General features: G+C 56.1%; 20 protein-coding genes. 10 read left to right on the forward strand and 10 right to left on the reverse strand.

Going from position 1 to position 18,460, the window contains the following annotated elements:
- Nucleotides 1–88: 88 nt before the first annotated feature.
- From nlpI to mtr, 4 genes are all read left to right on the forward strand, one after another.
- Complete coding sequence (nlpI, locus tag O1723_RS02870) at nt 89–973, forward strand: lipoprotein NlpI (RefSeq protein ID WP_013098912.1); 885 nt, start codon at nt 89–91, stop codon at nt 971–973.
- A 107-nt stretch (nt 974–1,080) separates the two neighbouring features.
- Nucleotides 1,081–1,161, forward strand: coding sequence for a protein YrbN (gene yrbN, locus O1723_RS02875; protein ID WP_097397692.1), 81 nt, complete (start codon nt 1,081–1,083; stop codon nt 1,159–1,161).
- Nucleotides 1,154–3,049, forward strand: a complete 1,896-nt coding sequence (locus O1723_RS02880; RefSeq protein ID WP_023337856.1) for a DEAD/DEAH family ATP-dependent RNA helicase — start codon at nt 1,154–1,156, stop codon at nt 3,047–3,049. The genes yrbN and O1723_RS02880 overlap by 8 nt, the downstream gene beginning before the upstream one ends.
- 142 nt (nt 3,050–3,191) lie before the next feature.
- Nucleotides 3,192–4,436 (forward strand): tryptophan permease, encoded by a 1,245-nt coding sequence (gene mtr / locus O1723_RS02885; protein ID WP_023331390.1) that lies wholly within the window; start codon nt 3,192–3,194, stop codon nt 4,434–4,436.
- Nucleotides 4,437–4,498: 62 nt separating this feature from the next.
- Here mtr and O1723_RS02890 read toward each other — a convergent pair whose 3' ends face one another.
- The 3 genes from O1723_RS02890 to ubiU form a co-directional block, all read right to left on the reverse strand.
- On the reverse strand, nt 4,499–5,506 hold the full coding sequence (locus tag O1723_RS02890; protein ID WP_014833426.1) for a luciferase-like monooxygenase: 1,008 nt from the start codon (nt 5,504–5,506) through the stop codon (nt 4,499–4,501).
- Between the two features lie 78 nt (nt 5,507–5,584).
- Nucleotides 5,585–6,463, reverse strand: a complete 879-nt coding sequence (locus tag O1723_RS02895; RefSeq protein ID WP_248191006.1) for a U32 family peptidase — start codon at nt 6,461–6,463, stop codon at nt 5,585–5,587.
- Nucleotides 6,464–6,470: 7 nt separating this feature from the next.
- A complete protein-coding gene (ubiU, locus tag O1723_RS02900) occupies nt 6,471–7,466 on the reverse strand; it encodes a ubiquinone anaerobic biosynthesis protein UbiU (protein ID WP_014885366.1) in 996 nt (331 codons plus the stop codon).
- Between the two features lie 211 nt (nt 7,467–7,677).
- Between ubiU and ubiT the strand changes: the two genes are divergently transcribed.
- Nucleotides 7,678–8,202, forward strand: coding sequence for a ubiquinone anaerobic biosynthesis accessory factor UbiT (ubiT, locus tag O1723_RS02905; protein WP_014885365.1), 525 nt, complete (start codon nt 7,678–7,680; stop codon nt 8,200–8,202).
- Entirely contained in the window at nt 8,196–8,699 is a 504-nt protein-coding gene (locus O1723_RS02910; protein ID WP_014885364.1) for a GNAT family N-acetyltransferase, read from the forward strand. The genes ubiT and O1723_RS02910 overlap by 7 nt, the downstream gene beginning before the upstream one ends.
- Here O1723_RS02910 and O1723_RS02915 read toward each other — a convergent pair.
- The gene (locus O1723_RS02915; protein WP_023331388.1) at nt 8,686–9,015 is read right to left on the reverse strand and encodes a GIY-YIG nuclease family protein; all 330 of its coding nucleotides are present in this window, start codon (nt 9,013–9,015) and stop codon (nt 8,686–8,688) included. The two genes, O1723_RS02910 and O1723_RS02915, sit on opposite strands and share 14 nt — an antisense overlap.
- A 14-nt stretch (nt 9,016–9,029) precedes the next feature.
- On the opposite strand from O1723_RS02915, the gene O1723_RS02920 reads away from it, so the two are divergent.
- A complete protein-coding gene (locus O1723_RS02920) occupies nt 9,030–9,464 on the forward strand; it encodes a YhbP family protein (RefSeq protein WP_023331387.1) in 435 nt (144 codons plus the stop codon).
- Here O1723_RS02920 and O1723_RS02925 read toward each other — a convergent pair.
- On the reverse strand, nt 9,444–9,962 hold the full coding sequence (locus tag O1723_RS02925; protein ID WP_248191008.1) for a type 1 glutamine amidotransferase domain-containing protein: 519 nt from the start codon (nt 9,960–9,962) through the stop codon (nt 9,444–9,446). The two genes, O1723_RS02920 and O1723_RS02925, sit on opposite strands and share 21 nt — an antisense overlap.
- A 128-nt stretch (nt 9,963–10,090) precedes the next feature.
- Between O1723_RS02925 and O1723_RS02930 the strand changes: the two genes are divergently transcribed.
- A complete protein-coding gene (locus O1723_RS02930) occupies nt 10,091–10,735 on the forward strand; it encodes an NAD(P)H-binding protein (protein ID WP_014885360.1) in 645 nt (214 codons plus the stop codon).
- A 40-nt stretch (nt 10,736–10,775) separates the two neighbouring features.
- On the forward strand, nt 10,776–11,813 hold the full coding sequence (locus O1723_RS02935) for a permease (protein ID WP_023337853.1): 1,038 nt from the start codon (nt 10,776–10,778) through the stop codon (nt 11,811–11,813).
- A gap of 61 nt (nt 11,814–11,874) precedes the next feature.
- Here O1723_RS02935 and dolP read toward each other — a convergent pair whose 3' ends face one another.
- Genes dolP through O1723_RS02955 form a run of 4 tightly spaced genes read right to left on the reverse strand, consistent with a single transcriptional unit; the run spans nt 11,875 to nt 15,575 of the window.
- Entirely contained in the window at nt 11,875–12,450 is a 576-nt protein-coding gene (gene dolP, locus O1723_RS02940; protein WP_014171764.1) for a division/outer membrane stress-associated lipid-binding lipoprotein, read from the reverse strand.
- Nucleotides 12,451–12,459: 9 nt separating this feature from the next.
- Complete coding sequence (diaA, locus tag O1723_RS02945) at nt 12,460–13,050, reverse strand: DnaA initiator-associating protein DiaA (protein WP_003861754.1); 591 nt, start codon at nt 13,048–13,050, stop codon at nt 12,460–12,462.
- Between the two features lie 21 nt (nt 13,051–13,071).
- A complete protein-coding gene (locus O1723_RS02950; RefSeq protein ID WP_014885358.1) occupies nt 13,072–13,467 on the reverse strand; it encodes a YraN family protein in 396 nt (131 codons plus the stop codon).
- The gene (locus tag O1723_RS02955) at nt 13,425–15,575 is read right to left on the reverse strand and encodes a penicillin-binding protein activator (RefSeq protein ID WP_248191010.1); all 2,151 of its coding nucleotides are present in this window, start codon (nt 15,573–15,575) and stop codon (nt 13,425–13,427) included. The genes O1723_RS02950 and O1723_RS02955 overlap by 43 nt, the downstream gene beginning before the upstream one ends.
- A gap of 62 nt (nt 15,576–15,637) precedes the next feature.
- On the opposite strand from O1723_RS02955, the gene rsmI reads away from it, so the two are divergent.
- Nucleotides 15,638–16,501, forward strand: coding sequence for a 16S rRNA (cytidine(1402)-2'-O)-methyltransferase (gene rsmI / locus O1723_RS02960; RefSeq protein WP_014885356.1), 864 nt, complete (start codon nt 15,638–15,640; stop codon nt 16,499–16,501).
- Nucleotides 16,502–16,565: 64 nt separating this feature from the next.
- On the opposite strand, the gene O1723_RS02965 is transcribed toward rsmI, so the two are convergent.
- Complete coding sequence (locus O1723_RS02965) at nt 16,566–18,455, reverse strand: alpha-galactosidase (protein WP_023337851.1); 1,890 nt, start codon at nt 18,453–18,455, stop codon at nt 16,566–16,568.
- Nucleotides 18,456–18,460: the final 5 nt, after the last annotated feature.

Below are 18,460 nucleotides of genomic sequence, written 5' to 3' on the forward strand. Positions count from 1 at the left end.
TTGCGGAGGGCCTGGTATCAGGCAGGACGCCTTGTTAAGCCGCCGGGGGACAGGACGTTCATCCAATAGTTGTCTTCGGGAGTGGGAAATGAAGCCTTTTTTGCGCTGGTGTTTCGTTGCGACAGCTTTAACGCTGGCAGGATGCAGCAACTCTGCCTGGCGTAAGAGCGAAGTCCTCGCAGTGCCATTGCAACCGACTTTGCAGCAGGAAGTGATTCTGGCACGCATGGAACAAATTCTTGCCAGTCGGGCTTTAACCGATGACGAACGCGCACAGCTTTTATATGAGCGCGGAGTGTTGTATGATAGTCTCGGTCTGAGGGCATTAGCGCGAAATGATTTTTCACAAGCGCTGGCTATCCGACCTGATATGCCTGAAGTATTCAATTACTTAGGCATTTATTTAACGCAGGCAGGCAATTTTGATGCTGCCTATGAAGCGTTTGATTCTGTACTTGAGCTTGATCCAACTTACAACTACGCGCACTTGAATCGCGGTATCGCATTGTACTACGGCGGTCGTGATAAGTTAGCGCAAGATGATCTGCTGGCGTTTTATCAAGACGATCCTAATGATCCTTTCCGTAGCCTGTGGCTTTACATCGTTGAGCAGAAGCTCGATGAGAAGCAGGCAAAAGAGGCCCTGAAACAGCGCTTCGATAAATCGGACAAGGAACAGTGGGGATGGAACATTGTCGAGTTCTACCTGGGCAACATTAGCGAAGCAACGCTGATGGAACGCCTCAAGGCGGACGCAACGGATAACACCTCGCTCGCTGAGCATCTCAGTGAAACCAACTTCTATTTAGGTAAGTACTACCTAAGTCTGGGGGATAAGGACAGCGCTACGGCACTGTTCAAATTAGCGGTTGCTAACAACGTACACAACTTCGTTGAGCACCGTTATGCATTGTTGGAATTATCGCTCTTGGGCCAGGAGCAAGACGACCTGGCAGAATCGGACCAGCAATAGCTGACGACATAAACATCAGCCCGTAATCTTTTGATTGCCATCACCTTAACTGGTGAGGGCGTTGTTGTTCGTCAATACACCTACTTTGAGCCGGTTCACACTTTTCAATGAAAATTGCTAATCATTTTCACGATGAGCTAAGTAGACTGGCCGCCATTAATATCGAGGCACTTGTACTACATGGCTGAATTCGAAACCACTTTTGCAGATCTGGGCCTGAAGGCTCCTATCCTTGAAGCCCTTAACGATCTGGGTTACGAAAAACCATCTCCGATCCAGGCTGAGTGTATCCCACACCTGCTTTCTGGTCGTGACGTGCTGGGCATGGCCCAGACTGGTAGCGGTAAAACTGCAGCGTTCTCGCTGCCGCTGCTGAACAACATCGATCCGGACCTGCGTGCACCGCAGATCCTTGTCCTGGCTCCAACCCGTGAACTGGCTGTTCAGGTTGCTGAAGCCATGACGGAATTCTCTAAACATATGCGCGGCGTAAACGTGGTAGCCCTTTACGGTGGCCAGCGTTATGACGTGCAGTTACGCGCCCTGCGCCAGGGCCCACAGATTGTTGTCGGTACGCCGGGCCGTCTGCTGGATCACCTGAAGCGCGGTACGCTGGATCTCTCTAAACTGAGCGGTCTGGTACTGGACGAAGCAGATGAAATGCTGCGTATGGGCTTCATCGAAGACGTCGAAACCATCATGGCGCAGATCCCAGAAGGTCATCAGACCGCGCTGTTCTCTGCCACCATGCCAGAGGCGATTCGTCGTATCACCAAACGCTTCATGAAAGATCCTCAGGAAGTGCGTATTCAGTCCAGCGTCACCACTCGCCCGGACATCAGCCAGAGCTACTGGTCTGTGTACGGCATGCGCAAAAACGAAGCGCTGGTACGTTTCCTGGAAGCGGAAGATTTTGATGCGGCGATTATCTTCGTGCGTACCAAAAACGCGACCCTGGAAGTGGCTGAAGCGCTGGAGCGTAACGGCTACAACAGCGCAGCACTGAACGGTGACATGAACCAGGCTCTGCGTGAGCAGACGCTGGAGCGCCTGAAAGACGGTCGTCTGGATATCCTGATTGCAACCGACGTGGCAGCACGTGGTCTGGACGTTGAGCGTATCAGCCTGGTTGTTAACTACGACATCCCGATGGATTCCGAGTCTTACGTTCACCGTATCGGCCGTACCGGTCGTGCGGGTCGTGCGGGCCGTGCGCTGCTGTTCGTTGAGAACCGCGAGCGTCGTCTGCTGCGTAACATCGAACGCACCATGAAGCTGACTATTCCAGAAGCTGAACTGCCAAACGCAGAACTGCTGGGCAAACGCCGTCTGGAAAAATTCGCCGCGAAAGTACAGCAGCAGCTGGAAAGCAGCGATCTGGATCAGTACCGTGCACTGCTGTCGCAGATTCAGCCTACGGCTGAAGGCGAAGAGCTGGACATGGAAACCCTGGCTGCGGCACTGCTGAAAATGGCGCAGGGCGAACGTACTCTGATCGTGCCACCTGATGCGCCAATGCGTCCTAAGCGTGAATTCCGTGACCGTGACGATCGCTTTGAACGTCGTGGCGACCGTAACGATCGTAGCCCACGTGGTGACCGTCCAGAGCGTGGTGGTGAAGACCGTCCACGTCGTGAACGCCGTGAAGCGGGCGATATGGAACTGTACCGCATTGAAGTGGGCCGTGATGATGGTGTTGAAGTTCGTCACATCGTTGGCGCTATCGCTAACGAAGGCGACATCAGCAGCCGTTACATCGGTAACATCAAGCTGTTCGCATCCCACTCTACCATCGAGCTGCCAAAAGGTATGCCGGGTGAAGTACTGCAGCACTTTACTCGCACCCGCATCCTGAACAAGCCGATGAACATGCAGCTGCTGGGCGATGCTCAGCCACGTCCTGACCGTGGCGGCGAACGTCGTGGCGGTGGCCGCAGTTTCGGCGGCGAGCGTCGTGAAGGCGGTCGCACAGAAGGTCGCGGTGGTGAAGGTCGTCGTTTCTCCGGCGAGCGCCGCGAAAACCGTGGCCCACGTCGTGAAGAAGGCACCAGCCGTCGTCGTTTCGGTGACGCGTAAGCCTTACGCTTCTGACGTAAAGTAAAATATACAGCCCCGATAAATGCTATCGGGGCTTTTTTTATTCCCTTTGTACTCTTGTACTGGTACAGTGCGTCACACTAAAATGCAGAACCGCATAATTGACTGGAGAAAAGGCTGTATGGCGACACTAACCACCACCCAAACGTCACCTTCGCTGCTTGGCGGCGTGGTGATCATCGGCGGAACCATTATAGGTGCCGGGATGTTTTCCCTGCCTGTGGTCATGTCCGGTGCGTGGTTCTTCTGGTCGCTGGCGGCGCTGGTCTTTACCTGGTTCTGTATGCTCCATTCCGGGCTGATGATCCTTGAGGCGAACCTCAACTACCGCATTGGCTCCAGCTTCGACACCATCACCAAAGATCTGCTGGGCAAGGGCTGGAACCTGGTAAACGGGCTTTCCATCGCGTTTGTGCTCTACATTCTGACCTACGCGTACATTTCCGCGAGCGGCTCGATACTGCACCACACCTTTGCTGAGATGTCGCTAAATGTTCCGGCGCGTCTGGCGGGTCTGTGTTTTGCTCTGGGCGTGGCCTTTATCGTCTGGATGAGTACCAAAGCGGTGAGCCGCATGACGGCGATTGTGTTGGGCGCAAAGGTCATCACCTTCTTCCTGACCTTCGGTAGCCTGCTGGGGCACGTCACGCCCGCCACGCTGTTTAATGTCGCGGAAGTGAATACTTCCTACACCCCGTATCTGCTGATGACGCTGCCGTTCTGTCTGGCATCGTTTGGCTACCACGGTAACGTGCCGAGCCTGATGAAGTACTACGGCAAAGATCCACGCACCATCGTGAAGTGTCTGGTCTACGGTACGCTGCTGGCGCTGGGCCTGTATGTGATTTGGCTGCTTGGTACGATGGGCAACATCCCGCGCCCGGCGTTCATCGATATTGCGCAGAAGGGCGGTAACATTGATGTGCTGGTTCAGGCGTTGAGCGGCGTGCTGAACAGCCGTAGCCTGGATCTGCTGCTGGTGATCTTCTCCAACTTTGCCGTGGCGAGCTCTTTCCTTGGCGTGACGCTGGGTCTGTTTGACTACCTGGCGGATCTGTTTGGCTTTGATGATTCCGCGATGGGGCGTTTCAAAACGGCGCTGCTGACGTTCCTGCCGCCCGTTGCGGGGGGGCTGCTGTGGCCGAACGGTTTCCTGTACGCCATCGGCTATGCGGGTCTGGCGGCAACCATCTGGGCGGCGATTGTGCCGGCGCTGCTGGCGCGTAAATCACGTAAACGCTTCGGTAGCCCTAAATTCCGCGTCTGGGGTGGCAAACCGATGATTGCACTGATCCTGGTGTTTGGGGTGGGTAACGCGGTGGTTCACGTACTGTCGAGCTTTAATCTGTTGCCGGTATACCAGTAAAACGTGCGGCTTGCCCCCTCACCCCGACCCTCTCCCAAAGGGAGAGGGAGCAAAGCAAAAAACTACCCCACCAACTCCTCTTTCACCTGCATCGCCAAATCAAACGAATGCAAACGCGCCTGGTGATCGAAAATCTGGCCGTTAACCATAATCTCATCCGCCTGCGTTTCACGCAGCACCGCTTCCAGACCGTGTCGCACTTTCGCTTTATCCCCCACCAGCGACATGCTCAGCGCCTGCTGCACGCCATACTGCTCAGAGGCAGACCACAGCTGATGCATATTCTCCACTGGCGGTGGAAGTTGCCCGGTCTCACCGCGGCGCAGCTTCACAAACGCCTGCTGCATGGAGGTAAACAGGAATTCAGCATCGCGATTACTGTCGGCGGCAATGATATTAATACACACCATCGCGTACGGTTTCTCCAGACGTTCAGACGGTTTAAAGTTCGTACGATAGAGATGCAGAGCCTGATGCAGCATATCCGGTGCGAAATGCGAGGCAAACGCAAACGGCAGACCCAGCTGCGCGGCAAGCTGCGCGCTATAAAGACTTGAACCCAGCAGCCACACCGGGATCTTCTCGCCGTAGCCCGGCACCGGGCGCACGTGCGGGTTCGGATCGCGCGCGTCAAACCAGTCAACCAGTTCAGCCACATCGCGCGGGAAGTTGTCGATATCGCCGCTCATATGGCGACGCAGGGCGCGCATGGTCGGCTGGTCGCTACCCGGCGCACGACCCAGCCCCAAATCAATACGGCCAGGATAGAGGGTATTCAGCGTGCCAAACTGCTCGGCAATCACCAGCGGGGCGTGGTTCGGCAGCATCACGCCACCGGAGCCCAGATGCAATGTCGTTGTGTTCGCCGCCAGATAACCAATCAGGACCGAGGTGGCGGCGCTGGCAATGCCGACCATGTTGTGGTGCTCGGCCAGCCAGTAGCGATGGTAGCCACGCTTTTCAGCCAGTTGAGCCAGATCGAGAGAATGCGAAAAGGCTTCTCTGGCCGAGGAGCCTTGTGGGATCGGCGCCAGGTCCAGCACCGAAAACGGAAGGGTTTTGTCAGTCATAACAGCTCACTTTGTCGACGGTCAATCTTTAATACTGCATTAAAAAATGATAACCGTTGTTAACAAAGTGAGCCTTTTTTAGGCCTGCAGTTCCAGCCCGGCCAGGCGTTTCCAGTAACCATTACAGTCGCTGTTTGCCGTTAGCGGCAGCGGAGCTGCGCCGGTTTCATTTGCGCGGAAGGCATCCAGCATCGCGAACACGCCGGTATCCAGAGGGGATAAACGCACTATGTCCACCAGGCCGTCCATCGACGCCAGTTCGTTGCCCAGGTTATAGACATAGCCGCTCATGGTCTGGATCCCGTTCAGGACAAACACCTGCTGATTTTCCTGGGATAGCACGCTGCGCCCGTTCGGGTACTTGATGCAGCAGGTTTCACACTCGTCTTTCGGGCGATCTTCCGAACGCGCGGTAAAGCAGCGCGCGGAATAAGCCAGCGGAAGATGGCCGTAGCTCAGCACTTCCACTTCAAACTGATTGCGAATGCCGAGATCGTCACACTGCGTCAGCAGGTTTACCAGCCAGTCGCGGGAGAGTTCCACTGGCATACACCAGCGCGTCATTCCCTGTTTGAGCAGCAGGCGCAGCGTGACGGCGTTATAGCAGTTCAATGCATGACCCGCGACGAACGGTAACTTACGTTCGGCGCACATGTTCACCACGCCCAGGTCGCTCGCTTCCAGCAGGAACTCACCGTTTTCAACGTAGTGTTTCAGTTCACCCAGTTCGGACGAGGCTTGCACCAGCGCGAGCGTCGAGAGCACCACCTGTTTACCGCTTCCGGCGAGACTTTTCGCCATCTCCAGCCAGTCGCCCACTTTGGTGGCGCGGCGCTTGCTGCACACGGCTTCACCGAGATAAATCACATCAGCGCTGCTGGTGGCGGCCTGTTGGTAAAAATCTTCCAGCGTCTCTTTTGGCCAGTAGTAGAGCACCGGTCCTAATGAATATTTCATGGTTATCTCACTGCCATTTACGGTGATACGCGCCAAGCGTCGTTTGCGTGCCTTCGGACATAGAACCGAGCGTCTCCATCCAGGCTGCCTGCGGAGCATAGTTTTGCGGGTCCGCCATGCAGCGGTCGATAGCCTGACGCCAGACTTTCGCCACCTGGCTCACATAGGCCGGGCTACGCTGGCGACCTTCAATTTTTACCGAGGCAATATTCGCCGCCAGCAGTTCCGGCAGCAGCTCCAGCGTGTTGAGACTGGTAGGCTCTTCCAGCGCGTGGTAGCGCTCACCGTCAACCAGATATCGGCCTTTGCATAACGTTGGATAACCCGCGTTTTCGCCGTCCTGATAGCGGTCAATCAACACTTCATTCAGGCGTGATTCCAGCCCCTGCGGGGTTTGTTGCCAGCGGACAAAGCGGGCAGGAGAGCAGGCCCCAACGGTATTGGGTGATTCACCGGTTAAATAAGAAGAAAGGTAGCAACGGCCTTCGGCCATGATGCACAGGCTGCCAAAGGCAAAAACTTCCAGTGGCACTGGCGTGACGCGCGCGAGTTGCTTAACCTGATGAATGGAGAGCACGCGGGGCAGCACCACGCGAGCGACGTCAAAGTGTTGATGATAAAAACGCACGGCCTCTTCATTCGTGGCTGATGCCTGAACAGAGACGTGGCGCTCAATATGCGGATAGCGTTCTGCCGCATACTCAAGCATGGCGAGGTCGGCCAGGATTAACGCATCGGCACCCAGCTGTGCGGCCATATCTACCGCGCGCTGCCAGCGGGCATAGCCGTCAGGATGCGCAAAGGTATTAATGGCAATATGCAGTTTGCGGCGGTGCTGGTGAACGAAGTTAACGGCTTCCTGAAGCTTTTTCTCCGTAAAGTTGAGGCCAGCAAAATGGCGGGCGTTGGTATCATCTTTCAGCCCGATATAGACCGCATCGGCCCCATTTTCGATGGCCGCCTTAAGCGCCGGTAGGTTACCGGCAGGGCAGAGCAGCTCCATAAATTATCCTGATGTAGTCGATCGCAAAATTGTTAACGAGCTGGGATTTTAATTAACCCCTGGGCGACAATTTTTGATTTAAGGCAGCTAATGGCGTATTGATGACACCAATAATGAGCGTCACCGGACGACGGTTTGTTGATTTACGCCGCTATGTTGTGCGTCGGATATGGCAAAATAGCGGGACTATTGCTATCAGGGAGTAAAGCTCGTGCTGGATAAACTGCGTTCACGTCTCGTACAATTCGGTCCATCAATGCTGAGCGTGCCGGTGAAACTGGCGCCGTTCGCGCTAAAACGTCAGGTGCTCGAGCAGGTCCTGAGCTGGCAATTCCGCCAGGCGCTGCAGGACGGCGAGCTGGAGTTTCTGGAAGGCCGCTGGCTGAGCATTGAGGTGCGTGACATCGGGCTGCGCTGGTTTACCTCGGTTGAGAATGATCAACTCATTGTGCGTGAGTCCGCCGAGGCGGATGTGAGCTTTAGCGCCAGTGCCAGCGATCTGCTGATGATCGCCGCGCGTAAACAGGACCCGGATACGTTATTCTTCCAGCGCCGTCTGGTCATTGAAGGCGATACGGAGCTGGGTCTGTACGTGAAAAATTTAATGGATGCCATTGAGCTGGAGCAGATGCCGAAAGCGCTGCGCGTGATGCTGATGCAAATGGCAGATTTCGTTGAGGCCGGGCTGAAAACCCCGCCTGACAGTAAACACACTTCAGTAGGTGAGCCATGCTGATTCGAGTCGAAATTGGGATTGATGCACCGGGTATCGATGCGTTGTTACGCCGCGCTTTTGAGAGCGATGCGGAGGCCCAACTGGTCCACGATCTCCGTGAAGACGGCCTGATTACTTTAGGGCTGGTAGCCACCGATGACGAAGGTCAGGTTGTTGGCTATGTTGCCTTCAGCCCGGTAATTGTTCAGGGCGAAGATCTGCAGTGGGTAGGCATGGCACCGCTGGCGGTCGATGAGAACTATCGCGGCCAGGGCCTGGCGCGCCAGCTGGTGTATGAAGGGCTGGACTCGCTGAATGAGTTTGGCTATGCCGCCGTGGTCACGCTGGGCGATCCGGCATTTTATGGCCGCTTAGGCTTCGAGCAGGCCGCGCATTACGATCTGCGCTGCCGCTGGCCGGGTACCGAATCTGCCTTCCAGGTACATCGCCTGGCGGATGATGCCCTGAACGGTGTGAGTGGCCTGGTTGATTACCACGATCACTTCAATCGTTTCTGAGCAGGCTTTCGCGTAGCGCCTCAAATGAGCCGTCTCCGGTAACGAGGCGCTCTTTCTGGCGCTTCGTCAGCTGTTTAATTCGGTATTCCAGCCTGAGCGCCAGCGACCTGTCGCCGACGGCGGCGTAAAAAGCCAGCTGAAGTTCACCTTTCCCCCGCAGCGCTTTTGCCCCTTTCCCCGTTTGATGTTGTAAAAAACGCCGCGCCACATCGGTAGTGATCCCGGTGTAGAGTGCGTTATCAGCGGTTCGGACGAGATAGAGAAACCAGCACACGGTAAACAGATTCAGTATGTTAAGGTGAACGCACCATAGCATGAGAGAGAGCGAAAATGGAAACACTGGCAGCCATTAACCGCTGGCTGGCGAAGCAGCATGTCGTCACCTGGTGCGTCTGTAAAGACGAAGAGATGTGGTGCGCGAACGCCTTTTATTACTACGATCCCGAGCGTGTAGCCTTCTATGTCATGAGCGAAGACAAAACGCGGCATGCGCAAATGACCGGCCAGCAGGCGAAGGTGGCGGGTACGGTAAATGGCCAGCCCAAAACGGTCGCGCTGATCCGTGGCGTGCAGTTCAAAGGAGAGATCCGTCGGCTGGAGGGAGAAGAGAGCGACGCGCGCCGTAAGCACTACACGCGCCGCTTCCCGGTTGCCGCTGCGCTAAAAGCCCCGGTGTGGGAAATCCGCCTCGATGAGCTGAAATTTACCGACAACACGCTGGGCTTTGGCAAGAAGCTTCACTGGCTACGCGCCGAGCAGGCGTAGCGCTTCCCGGTTAAACGCCGGAAGATCGTCCGGGGTCCGGCTGGTGATCAACTGGTCTTTGTCGTTGACCACTTCCTGATCGTAAAACTCAGCCCCCGCATTTTTCAGATCGATAACGATCGGTTTCACCGCCGTCAGCTTACGTCCGCGGACCACGTCGGCGCTGATCAGCAGCTGCGGGCCGTGACAGATAGCAAAGACCGGTTTTCCGGTAGCGACAAAGTCACGTGTGAAAGTGACGAAACGCTCGTCCCCGCGCAGGTAATCCGGTGAATGGCCGCCGGGTAACAGCAGGGCGTCGAAATCAGACGGGCTGACGTTATCGATGGTTTCGTCGATGGTCACGCTGGCTTCGCCCTTATAGCCTTTCACCGTTTTGCCCGCTTCTTTCTCAATGGTAATGACCTCATGTCCCGCCTTGCGGAATGCCTCTGCAGGAGAGGTGAATTCTGAATCTTCAAACTCGTCGGTAATCAAGACTGCGATTTTCTTGCCCATGCTTCCTCCGTTGTTTTGGCTTCAGACTGATTTTTCTCCGCTTGTGGTAAATACTTACCTGTAACAGACTTCTAAGTGTGGTCGACCACGCTGAGTTCGCAAACGGACAATTCTGTAAAGGGGATACGATGAGCCAGGTACTGATTACGGGCGCAACCGGGCTGGTCGGCGGGCATCTGCTGCGGCTGCTGATCCAGGATCGCCATATTAACTATATCGCCGCACCGACGCGTCGCCCGCTGCTGGATATCTCTGGCGTCTTTAACCCACACGACCCGCAGCTCACCGACGCGCTGGCGCAGGTGCAGGACCCGATTGATATCGCCTTTTGCTGCCTCGGTACGACGCGGCGTGAGGCGGGCAGTAAAGAAGCCTTTGTCCATGCGGATTACACCCTAGTGGTGGATACCGCACTGACGGCGAAAAAATTGGGGGCAAAGCATTTTCTGGTGGTCAGTTCGCACGGCGCGAGCACCGGCTCGCCGTTTTTTTACAACCAGGTGAAGGGCAAGATGGAAGAGGCGCTGATTGCCCAGAAGTGGGAATATCTGACCATTGTGCGGCCTTCCATGCTGATGGGGCACCGCGACGAACGGCGCTTTAACGAGTCTGTTTTCGCTCCGCTGTTTCGCATCCTGCCGGGTAACTGGAAGTCCATTGAGGCGCGGGATGTCGCGCAGGCGATGCTGAAAGAGGCGCTGGCACCGTCGCAGGAAGGGGTCAATATCATCCCTTCGGCAAAACTGCGTGAAATCGCGCAGGGCGAGGCGTAAACTTCTCCGGCTTATTCAATAACACTCTCCGGGGAATGGTATGACTGGTCAGTCTTCATCTCAGGCGGCGACACCTGTCCAATGGTGGAAGCCCGCACTCTTCTTTCTCGTGGTCATCATTGGCCTCTGGTATGTGAAATGGCAGCCGTACTATGGCAAGGCCTTCACCGCCGCCGAAACGCACAGCATTGGTAAATCGATACTCGCGCAGGCGGATGCCAGCCCGCTGAAGGCGGCGTGGGACTACGCCATGGTCTACTTCCTGGCTGTCTGGAAAGCTGCGGTATTAGGCGTCTTGTTGGGGTCGCTGATTCAGGTACTTATTCCGCGAAACTGGCTGGTGAAAACCCTCGGGCAGCCACGCTTTCAGGGCACCTTGCTGGGGACGATTTTCTCTCTGCCGGGCATGATGTGTTCATGCTGTGCAGCCCCTGTGGCCGCAGGAATGCGCCGTCAGCGTGTCTCGATGGGCGGTGCGCTGGCGTTCTGGATGGGCAACCCGCTGCTCAACCCAGCAACGCTGGTGTTTATGGGCTTTGTCCTCGGCTGGCATTTTGCGGCTATCCGCCTGGTTGCCGGGCTGCTGACGGTGCTGGTGGTGGCGACGCTGGTGCAAAATCTGGTGAAAGAGAAAGCGCCAGAGCCCGCTTCTGTTGAGCTGGACATCAGCGAGCCGCAGGGCAGTTTCTTTGCCCGCTGGGGTAAAGCGCTGTGGCAACTTTTCTGGAGCACCATTCCGGTTTATATCCTGGCGGTTCTGGTACTCGGCGCGGCGCGCGTCTGGCTGTTCCCGCATGCGGATGGCGCGATTGATAACACGCTGATGTGGGTGATTGCGATGGCCGTTGCTGGCTGCCTGTTTGTGATCCCAACGGCGGCTGAAATTCCGATTGTTCAGACCATGATGCTGGCTGGCATGGGCACCGCGCCCGCGCTGGCGCTGCTTATCACCTTGCCGGCCATTAGTTTGCCGTCGCTTGTCATGCTGCGTAAGTCTTTCCCGGCAAAAGCGCTGTGGCTGACAGCGGGGCTGGTAGCGTTAAGTGGGGTGCTGGTGGGAAGCATTGCGCTTCTGTGAAAAAAAGCCCGGTGGCGCTACGCTTACCGGGCCTACAAAAATCCCTTCAAGTGAGGTTTTTTTATTTGATGTAAGTAAACGCGGTGGTGACGTGCTTCACGCCGCTGACCCGGCTGGCGATATCCGCTGCCGCTTTCCCTTCACGGTCGGTAACCAGACCCAGCAGGAACACTTCACCGTTTTCGGTCGTCACTTTTACGTTTGAGGATTTCACCTGATCTGAACCCAGCAGCTGGGAACGGACTTTTGTGGTGATCCAGGTGTCAGACGACGCCGTACCCAGGCTGATTGGCTGGCCCTGACGGATTTCATTGAAGACTTCCGTAGTGCCCTCAACGCCCATGGCGATCTGTTTCGCGCGACTGGAGAGTTCGGTATTCGGTGACTGACCCGTCAGCAGGACTTTGCCCTGATAAGCCGTCACGTTGATACGCGCTTCTTTCTTAATTTGTTCGTCTTTCGACAGCGCACTGTTGACGCGCAGCTCCAGCGTACCGTCATCCACCTGCGTTCCTACAGAGCGTGGATCGGTCGCCGCTTTGGTGCCTACTGCGGCAGTACCCACGACAGCCGCAGCGATACATCCCTGAAGCAGCAATGCAGACATAAGGACTGCGAGGGTCGATAAAGCCTTCATAAAAACTCCTTAATCATCCTGGTGAGGGAAAAGCGTGTTATCGATCAAATCGCATAAGCAGTTTACCGTGAGCATATGCATCTCCTGAATACGTGCGCTACGGTGAGACGGAATGCGGATTTCCACATCCTGCGGCCCCAGCAGACCCGCCAGTTCACCACCGTCATAGCCGGTTAAGGCGACGATAGTCATGTCACGGGTGACCGCGGCTTCAACGGCTTTGACAATGTCCCGGCTGTTGCCGCGCGTGGAGATGGCCAGCAGCACATCACCGGCATGCCCCAGGGCGCGCACCTGCTTTGCGTAAATTTCGTCATGCAGACGATCATTAGCAATCGCTGTTAAGACCACATTATCGGTATTAAGTGCAATGGCAGGTAAACTCGGGCGTTCGGTTTCAAAACGATTAATCATGCTGGCAGCAAAATGCTGTGCGTTGGCGGCTGAGGTACCGTTGCCACAACAGAGGATTTTGTTGCCATTAAGCAGGGATTGCACCAGCGTCATTGCAGCACGAGAGATCGCGTCCGGAAGGGCTTCCGCCGCGGCAATCTGAGTCTGGATGCTTTCTGTGAAGCACACTTTAATTCTTTCGAGCACGTTATCCCTTTTAAATCGTAATTATGCGTCTTCGCCAAAAGCGTTTTTAAGCCATTCGATCTCATTTCCGGTGAAGGCTATCACATCGAACCGGCAATCCACAGTATCAAAACTCCCATTATGGCGGGCAAGCCACAAGTGGGCAGTCTGTAATAATTTATGTTGTTTGGCGAGCGTCACGCTGGCGGCAGCACCGCCAAAACGGGAAGACTGTCGAAAGCGGACTTCTACAAACACAATCACCTGACCCTCTTTCATGATCAGATCAATTTCGCCGCCACGTCCGCGAACGTTAGCGGCGATAAAATGCAGTCCTTTGCCTTCAAGCCAGCGACGCGCTTTTAACTCCCACGCATCGCCGGTCTCTTTACGGCTTAACTGGCCGGGACGATTTGTCCCTGCTGGTATTTGAGCCATGATAACTTCCTGTTGATCACGCAGTCCTGCGTCGCGGTCAGATCGCCGGTGTTGCCGTTAAGCTCAAAGCCCGGTACCTGACGCATCTGGGTAAAGTGGTTCGCCAGCGCCCATGCATCGACTCCCATGGCATACAGACGCGCCAGTGAGTAGTCGTTACGTACGCTGCTCAGCGCCTGCTGCATCAGCGCCGGGTTGCTGCCCGCGAGCATCGGAATTTCACTGTACTGCAGGCCGTCCATTTCCAGACGGAAATCCGTGCCAGCGGTGCCTTGCGCGCTGCGGGAACTGGCATAGAGTGTTGCGCCGCTCTGGCTGCCGTTACGCATCGCAATCATCGGTTTGATAAAGGCGATCTCTTGCGGTGTGGCAACGATATAAGCCGCATCCACTTTTCCACCGCCGCCGATCTGCGCGTCGGTAGGTGGGGCAGGGATGGTCAGCCCACCAATGGTCACGCCCTGCTGCTGTGGCAGGCTGGCGGTCACCGGGCTGCCGTTAAGCGCGATACCCGCTCCGCCGTTTACGCCCGCGCGCAGTTCTGAGACGGAACCGAATTTCTGCTGCAGCACGATACCGCCGCCCAGCTTCTGCCACTCATCGGCGAAGGCATTCGCTACGCGATCACCCAGCGTACTGCGCGGGATGAGCAACAGTGGAGCCTGTTTACCCTGCTCGTGGATATGACGTGCCGCATCGCGAGCTTCGTCTTCCGGAGAGAGCGCGAAGTAGCAAATATTGGCCCGGTTCTGAACCTGCTCCGGCTGGTTGAGCGCCAGCACGTTTAGCGTGGTATTGCTCTTCATCAGCTCTTCCACGTTGTTTTTCAACAGCGGACCGACAACGATGCTCGCCCCGTCCTGTTGCACCTGAGCCAGTACCTGGTCAAGCGGCTGCGAACTGGTGTCGTAAATTTTCAGTTCGGTGCCAGGGTTAGGGCTGGTGGTCGCCACGGCCTGCGGCTGCGCGGCAGGTGGAGTGGTTGGTTGTGCTGGCTGTTGTTGAGTTTGTTCTGCTGTTGCCTCAGGCGCTGCAGGAGAAGCAGGTGTCTCCACTGGCGCCTGTGTTGCTGGTTCTGCAGCAGGCGGAGGCGTCGTCGGTGCGGTCACCGGGTTTTGCATCGTGCCTTGCGCCGGGGTTTGCGCCGTGGTCAGATCGCTGGTCTCGGCGGCGGAAGGGCTGACAACATCGTTCACGTTGGCCGCCTGTGCTGCCTGCACCGGCACCGCGCTGCCCGTCACCGGCATAGTGCCGTTTTTCGCCGCTTCAAAGCCCTGTTGAATCGTACGGCCAAACACCGCCGCCTGACCATTCAGCGGCAGAAGCAGTGCAATTTTGCTGGTCGATGCTGGCTTAAAGTTCTGCACGTTCACCAGCTGGGTTGGCAGCATTTTGGCGCCCGGGTTTTGCGGGTAGCGAGTCTGCCAGTCGGTAATACCGGCCTTCAGCATCTTAGGGTCGGTGCGGTTGTTAAACCACATCTGTTGGAGATCAAGCCAGCCCTGCAGCACGTTCTCATCCGCGTTGATGACCAGCGCCTTTGCCTGATCCGGGGTCATGGCGGCAAGAGCCTGCCAGGTGGCATCAATATTTTTCTGCTTGTCGGCACCGGCAAGCAGCGGTTCCTGAGCGATAAGCGCGCGGAGCAGCGTCAGGGAAGGACGCCCCTGTTCAGCGGTGATACCCGCCTGCCAGAAGCGTGCCTGCTGGTTTTTATCCAGCGCGCTCAGGTCGATGCTACCCAGGATCTTTTTCGCGCCGTCATACTCTTTCTGCGCGACCTTCAGCTCGGCAGAGAGCAGGCTCTGCTCAAGACGCTGGGTATCGTTAAGATCTTTCGGCAGCTGGCCGAACAGCTCTGCAGCCTGCTGGGTTTTTCCCTCTTTCAGCAGTGCACGAATGGCGAGTAATTGCCAGTTGATCCTGGTATCATTTGAACTCTGCGACATTTGTTGCAGATAAAAGCCAGAATCAGCCTGAGCGGAACCCTCAAGATGGGCGGTGCTCTGGTCAGGTGCCTGGGTGCCGCAGCCTGCAAAGATCAGGGCTGCCAGCAGAAGCGGCACGCTGCGCGTGGCTTTTTTTCGAAGAAACGTTAACGGTACCATACTGTATCCAGTGATTTTTTTTACGCAATGCTCAATATTAAATCGGCAATACGGACGAAACAATGAAACAACACGAAACGGCAGATAATTCTCAAGGCCAGCTTTATATTGTACCTACTCCTATCGGGAATTTGTCTGATATTACCCAACGTGCACTCACTGTATTGCAAGCCGTTGATTTAATTGCGGCTGAGGACACTCGTCATACCGGTTTACTGCTGCAGCATTTCGCGATTAACGCCCGTTTGTTTGCCCTGCACGATCACAATGAGCAACAAAAAGCCGACACGCTGGTGGCGAAGCTCAAGGAGGGGCAGAACATTGCGCTGGTCTCCGACGCGGGAACGCCGCTGATTAACGACCCCGGCTACCATCTGGTGCGTACCTGCCGTGAAGCCGGCATTCGCGTTGTGCCCCTGCCGGGACCGTGCGCCGCGATTGCTGCGTTAAGCGCCGCAGGTCTGCCGTCTGACCGTTTCTGCTATGAAGGTTTTCTGCCCGCCAAATCCAAAGGCCGTCGCGACGTCTTAAAAGACCTGGAAGCGGAACCGCGCACCCTGATTTTCTACGAATCCACCCACCGCCTGCTGGAAAGCCTGGACGATATGGTTACCGTCTGGGGTGAGTCCCGCTACGTCGTGCTGGCGCGCGAGCTGACCAAAACCTGGGAAACCATTCACGGCGCACCGGTGGGTGAACTGCTGGCGTGGGTGAAGGAAGACGAAAACCGCCGCAAAGGTGAGATGGTGCTGATTGTCGAAGGGCATAAAGCAGAAGAGGATGCCTTGCCAGCCGATGCGCTGCGCACGCTGGCATTGCTACAGGCCGAATTGCCGCTTAAAAAAGCGGCTGCGCTGGCGGCGGAAATTCACGGCGTGAAGAAGAATGCCCTGTATAAGTACGCGCTGGAGCAGCAGGGGGAGTAAGCCCCAGCCGTCTTTTTGCCGGGCGGCGGTTGCGCCTTACCCGGCCTACAGATCTGAACACTTTTTATTTTCCTGGCACCGCCTCAAACACCAGCGTTTCCAGCGGTTGTAGCGTAATCACCACGGCGTTTTTGTATTGTCCCGGTACGGTTGCATTACGGCCATATACCGCTCTCAGACTAAACTGCGCTGCCTCTCCTGTCGGGATTTCGAAATCTTTCGCTAAATCCAGATAGTAGGTTTGCGGCTTGTCCGACGGGTTTCGCAAACCAAGAATGGCTTTGTCTTTATTCCATGACGCCCAGCCGTAAACCTGAAGCGCCGTCGGGTCTCCGCCTATCCAGTGGGTATCCACCAGCACGCTGGCGTTTTCCCGCGACCATTTTGCCGCCTGCGCAAGGGTATCCCACTTCGCCTTGTTCAGCATTGAAGGAGTGATATACAGCTCCTGCAGCTGCGTGCCGGTCGCGAAGTAGCTCCAGACCTGATCGGCAAAATCGCTGTCCGTTTGTACTTTCTCTAGCCCGTAATAGGCGTTTTCCGCGCTGACGATCCCGTGGTACATCAGCGAGTTCAGCGGGAACAGCGGGCCTTTGCGCACAATGGAGCGGTACGTTTCGGCATCGCGGTAGGTCATCCACTGCTGTACCGGCGTGCCGGGCCCGTACAGGTTAATGTCATCGCCCTGGCGCCAGATCGAGTCGGCGTAGAACAGCCAGGATGGGCTGGCGTTGGTGCCGGTCGTCAGGTTGATAAACAGATTTGGGTTGGCGCTGCGCATGTTATGTAGCAGAGCGATAGAGGCGTCAAAATCCGAGGCAAACGGGCTGCCCTGGATATGCGCGTTGGCATTACCCATCCCGTCCAGCTTGAATGAGGTAATGCGTTCGTTTTTGATAAGCTTAACGATCTGCTCATTGAAGTTCTTAAAGTAGTTCGGTCCTGACAGGGCCAGCTTCCCGTCGACGGTTTCAAACCCATACTCTTTTGCATGCGAGACGCGAACGTCGCGAGGCTTGTTGTAGCCTCCCCACGGCGAGAGCCACAGTCCGACCGAGCTGTGCAGGCTGTCGGCTTTTTCCCGAACCTTGCCAAAACCGTCGCTGAATGCCGGGCCAAATAGCCAGCGCCCGGTAAGGTCGTCCCAGCCGTCGTCCAGCAGGAAGGCGTCCAGCGCCACGCCGCGTCCGGTAATGAACTCCTTATTCCACTCGTCCATCCGCCCCAGAACATCCTGCTCGGTGTACGGATTGAAAAAGCCGATATCCATCCAGCTGTTGTAGTGCAGATAAGGCTTGTACGGTCGCGGACGCACGGCATCAATAAACTGGTTCACGCTGCGGCGCAGCTGGCTGATTTCCGGGAAGGTGCCGAACCAGGTGGTAAAGCTGACCGGCGACTCTGGCTGGATCGGCGTTTTCAGTTCTACGTTGAGATTGGTGGTCGCTTCATAGGCGTAAGTGTTAACGATGGGCTTGTCCGGCAAAATAAAGAACGAATCAGCAACGATCGGCGAGCTGTTGATCGCCCCGTCAACATAGGGTGCCTGAGACTGCTTTTTCGTCGGGAAGAAGGTAATTTTCGCCACGTCTCGCGGCTGGCTGACTGCGGCAACGGTGTAGTCGATGCTGGAGTATTTTCCCTTCACCAGGTTCAGCTTCACCGTTACGTTAAAGTCCGGATGGGTAAAGTCGACGACAATAGCGTTGTCCTGCTTTTCGACGTGCTTAATGGTGAAATCCGCGGTGTGGATTTTTGTCTCGTCCGGCAGCGTCAGGAAGAACAGCTCCTGCGGCGTGAGCGGATGGTTAGCCTTATTGTCCTTAACCACTACCGTTGAGTTTGCGTCATCAAATGACAGAGCAATATTGTCGTTATTGAGCACGTAGTTGGTGGCCAGAGCACCTTGAGAAACAAACAGGGCCAGCAGCGAGAGAGTGAGCACTTTTTTCATCGGTT

Source organism: Enterobacter cloacae complex sp. HYC080_NIDB, from assembly GCF_056673325.1.

Coding starts and splice junctions, on each gene's coding strand:
- O1723_RS02915 (WP_023331388.1), bottom strand. CDS start 9,015: ATGCTATGGTGCGTTCACCTTAACATACTGAATCTGTTTACCGTGTGC.
- yrbN (WP_097397692.1), top strand. CDS start 1,081: ATGAAAATTGCTAATCATTTTCACGATGAGCTAAGTAGACTGGCCGCC.
- O1723_RS02880 (WP_023337856.1), top strand. CDS start 1,154: ATGGCTGAATTCGAAACCACTTTTGCAGATCTGGGCCTGAAGGCTCCT.
- O1723_RS02920 (WP_023331387.1), top strand. CDS start 9,030: ATGGAAACACTGGCAGCCATTAACCGCTGGCTGGCGAAGCAGCATGTC.
- nlpI (WP_013098912.1), top strand. CDS start 89: ATGAAGCCTTTTTTGCGCTGGTGTTTCGTTGCGACAGCTTTAACGCTG.
- rsmI (WP_014885356.1), top strand. CDS start 15,638: ATGAAACAACACGAAACGGCAGATAATTCTCAAGGCCAGCTTTATATT.
- O1723_RS02955 (WP_248191010.1), bottom strand. CDS start 15,575: ATGGTACCGTTAACGTTTCTTCGAAAAAAAGCCACGCGCAGCGTGCCG.
- O1723_RS02950 (WP_014885358.1), bottom strand. CDS start 13,467: ATGGCTCAAATACCAGCAGGGACAAATCGTCCCGGCCAGTTAAGCCGT.
- ubiU (WP_014885366.1), bottom strand. CDS start 7,466: ATGGAGCTGCTCTGCCCTGCCGGTAACCTACCGGCGCTTAAGGCGGCC.
- O1723_RS02925 (WP_248191008.1), bottom strand. CDS start 9,962: ATGGGCAAGAAAATCGCAGTCTTGATTACCGACGAGTTTGAAGATTCA.
- O1723_RS02930 (WP_014885360.1), top strand. CDS start 10,091: ATGAGCCAGGTACTGATTACGGGCGCAACCGGGCTGGTCGGCGGGCAT.
- O1723_RS02965 (WP_023337851.1), bottom strand. CDS start 18,455: ATGAAAAAAGTGCTCACTCTCTCGCTGCTGGCCCTGTTTGTTTCTCAA.
- O1723_RS02890 (WP_014833426.1), bottom strand. CDS start 5,506: ATGACTGACAAAACCCTTCCGTTTTCGGTGCTGGACCTGGCGCCGATC.
- dolP (WP_014171764.1), bottom strand. CDS start 12,450: ATGAAGGCTTTATCGACCCTCGCAGTCCTTATGTCTGCATTGCTGCTT.
- mtr (WP_023331390.1), top strand. CDS start 3,192: ATGGCGACACTAACCACCACCCAAACGTCACCTTCGCTGCTTGGCGGC.
- O1723_RS02935 (WP_023337853.1), top strand. CDS start 10,776: ATGACTGGTCAGTCTTCATCTCAGGCGGCGACACCTGTCCAATGGTGG.
- O1723_RS02910 (WP_014885364.1), top strand. CDS start 8,196: ATGCTGATTCGAGTCGAAATTGGGATTGATGCACCGGGTATCGATGCG.
- O1723_RS02895 (WP_248191006.1), bottom strand. CDS start 6,463: ATGAAATATTCATTAGGACCGGTGCTCTACTACTGGCCAAAAGAGACG.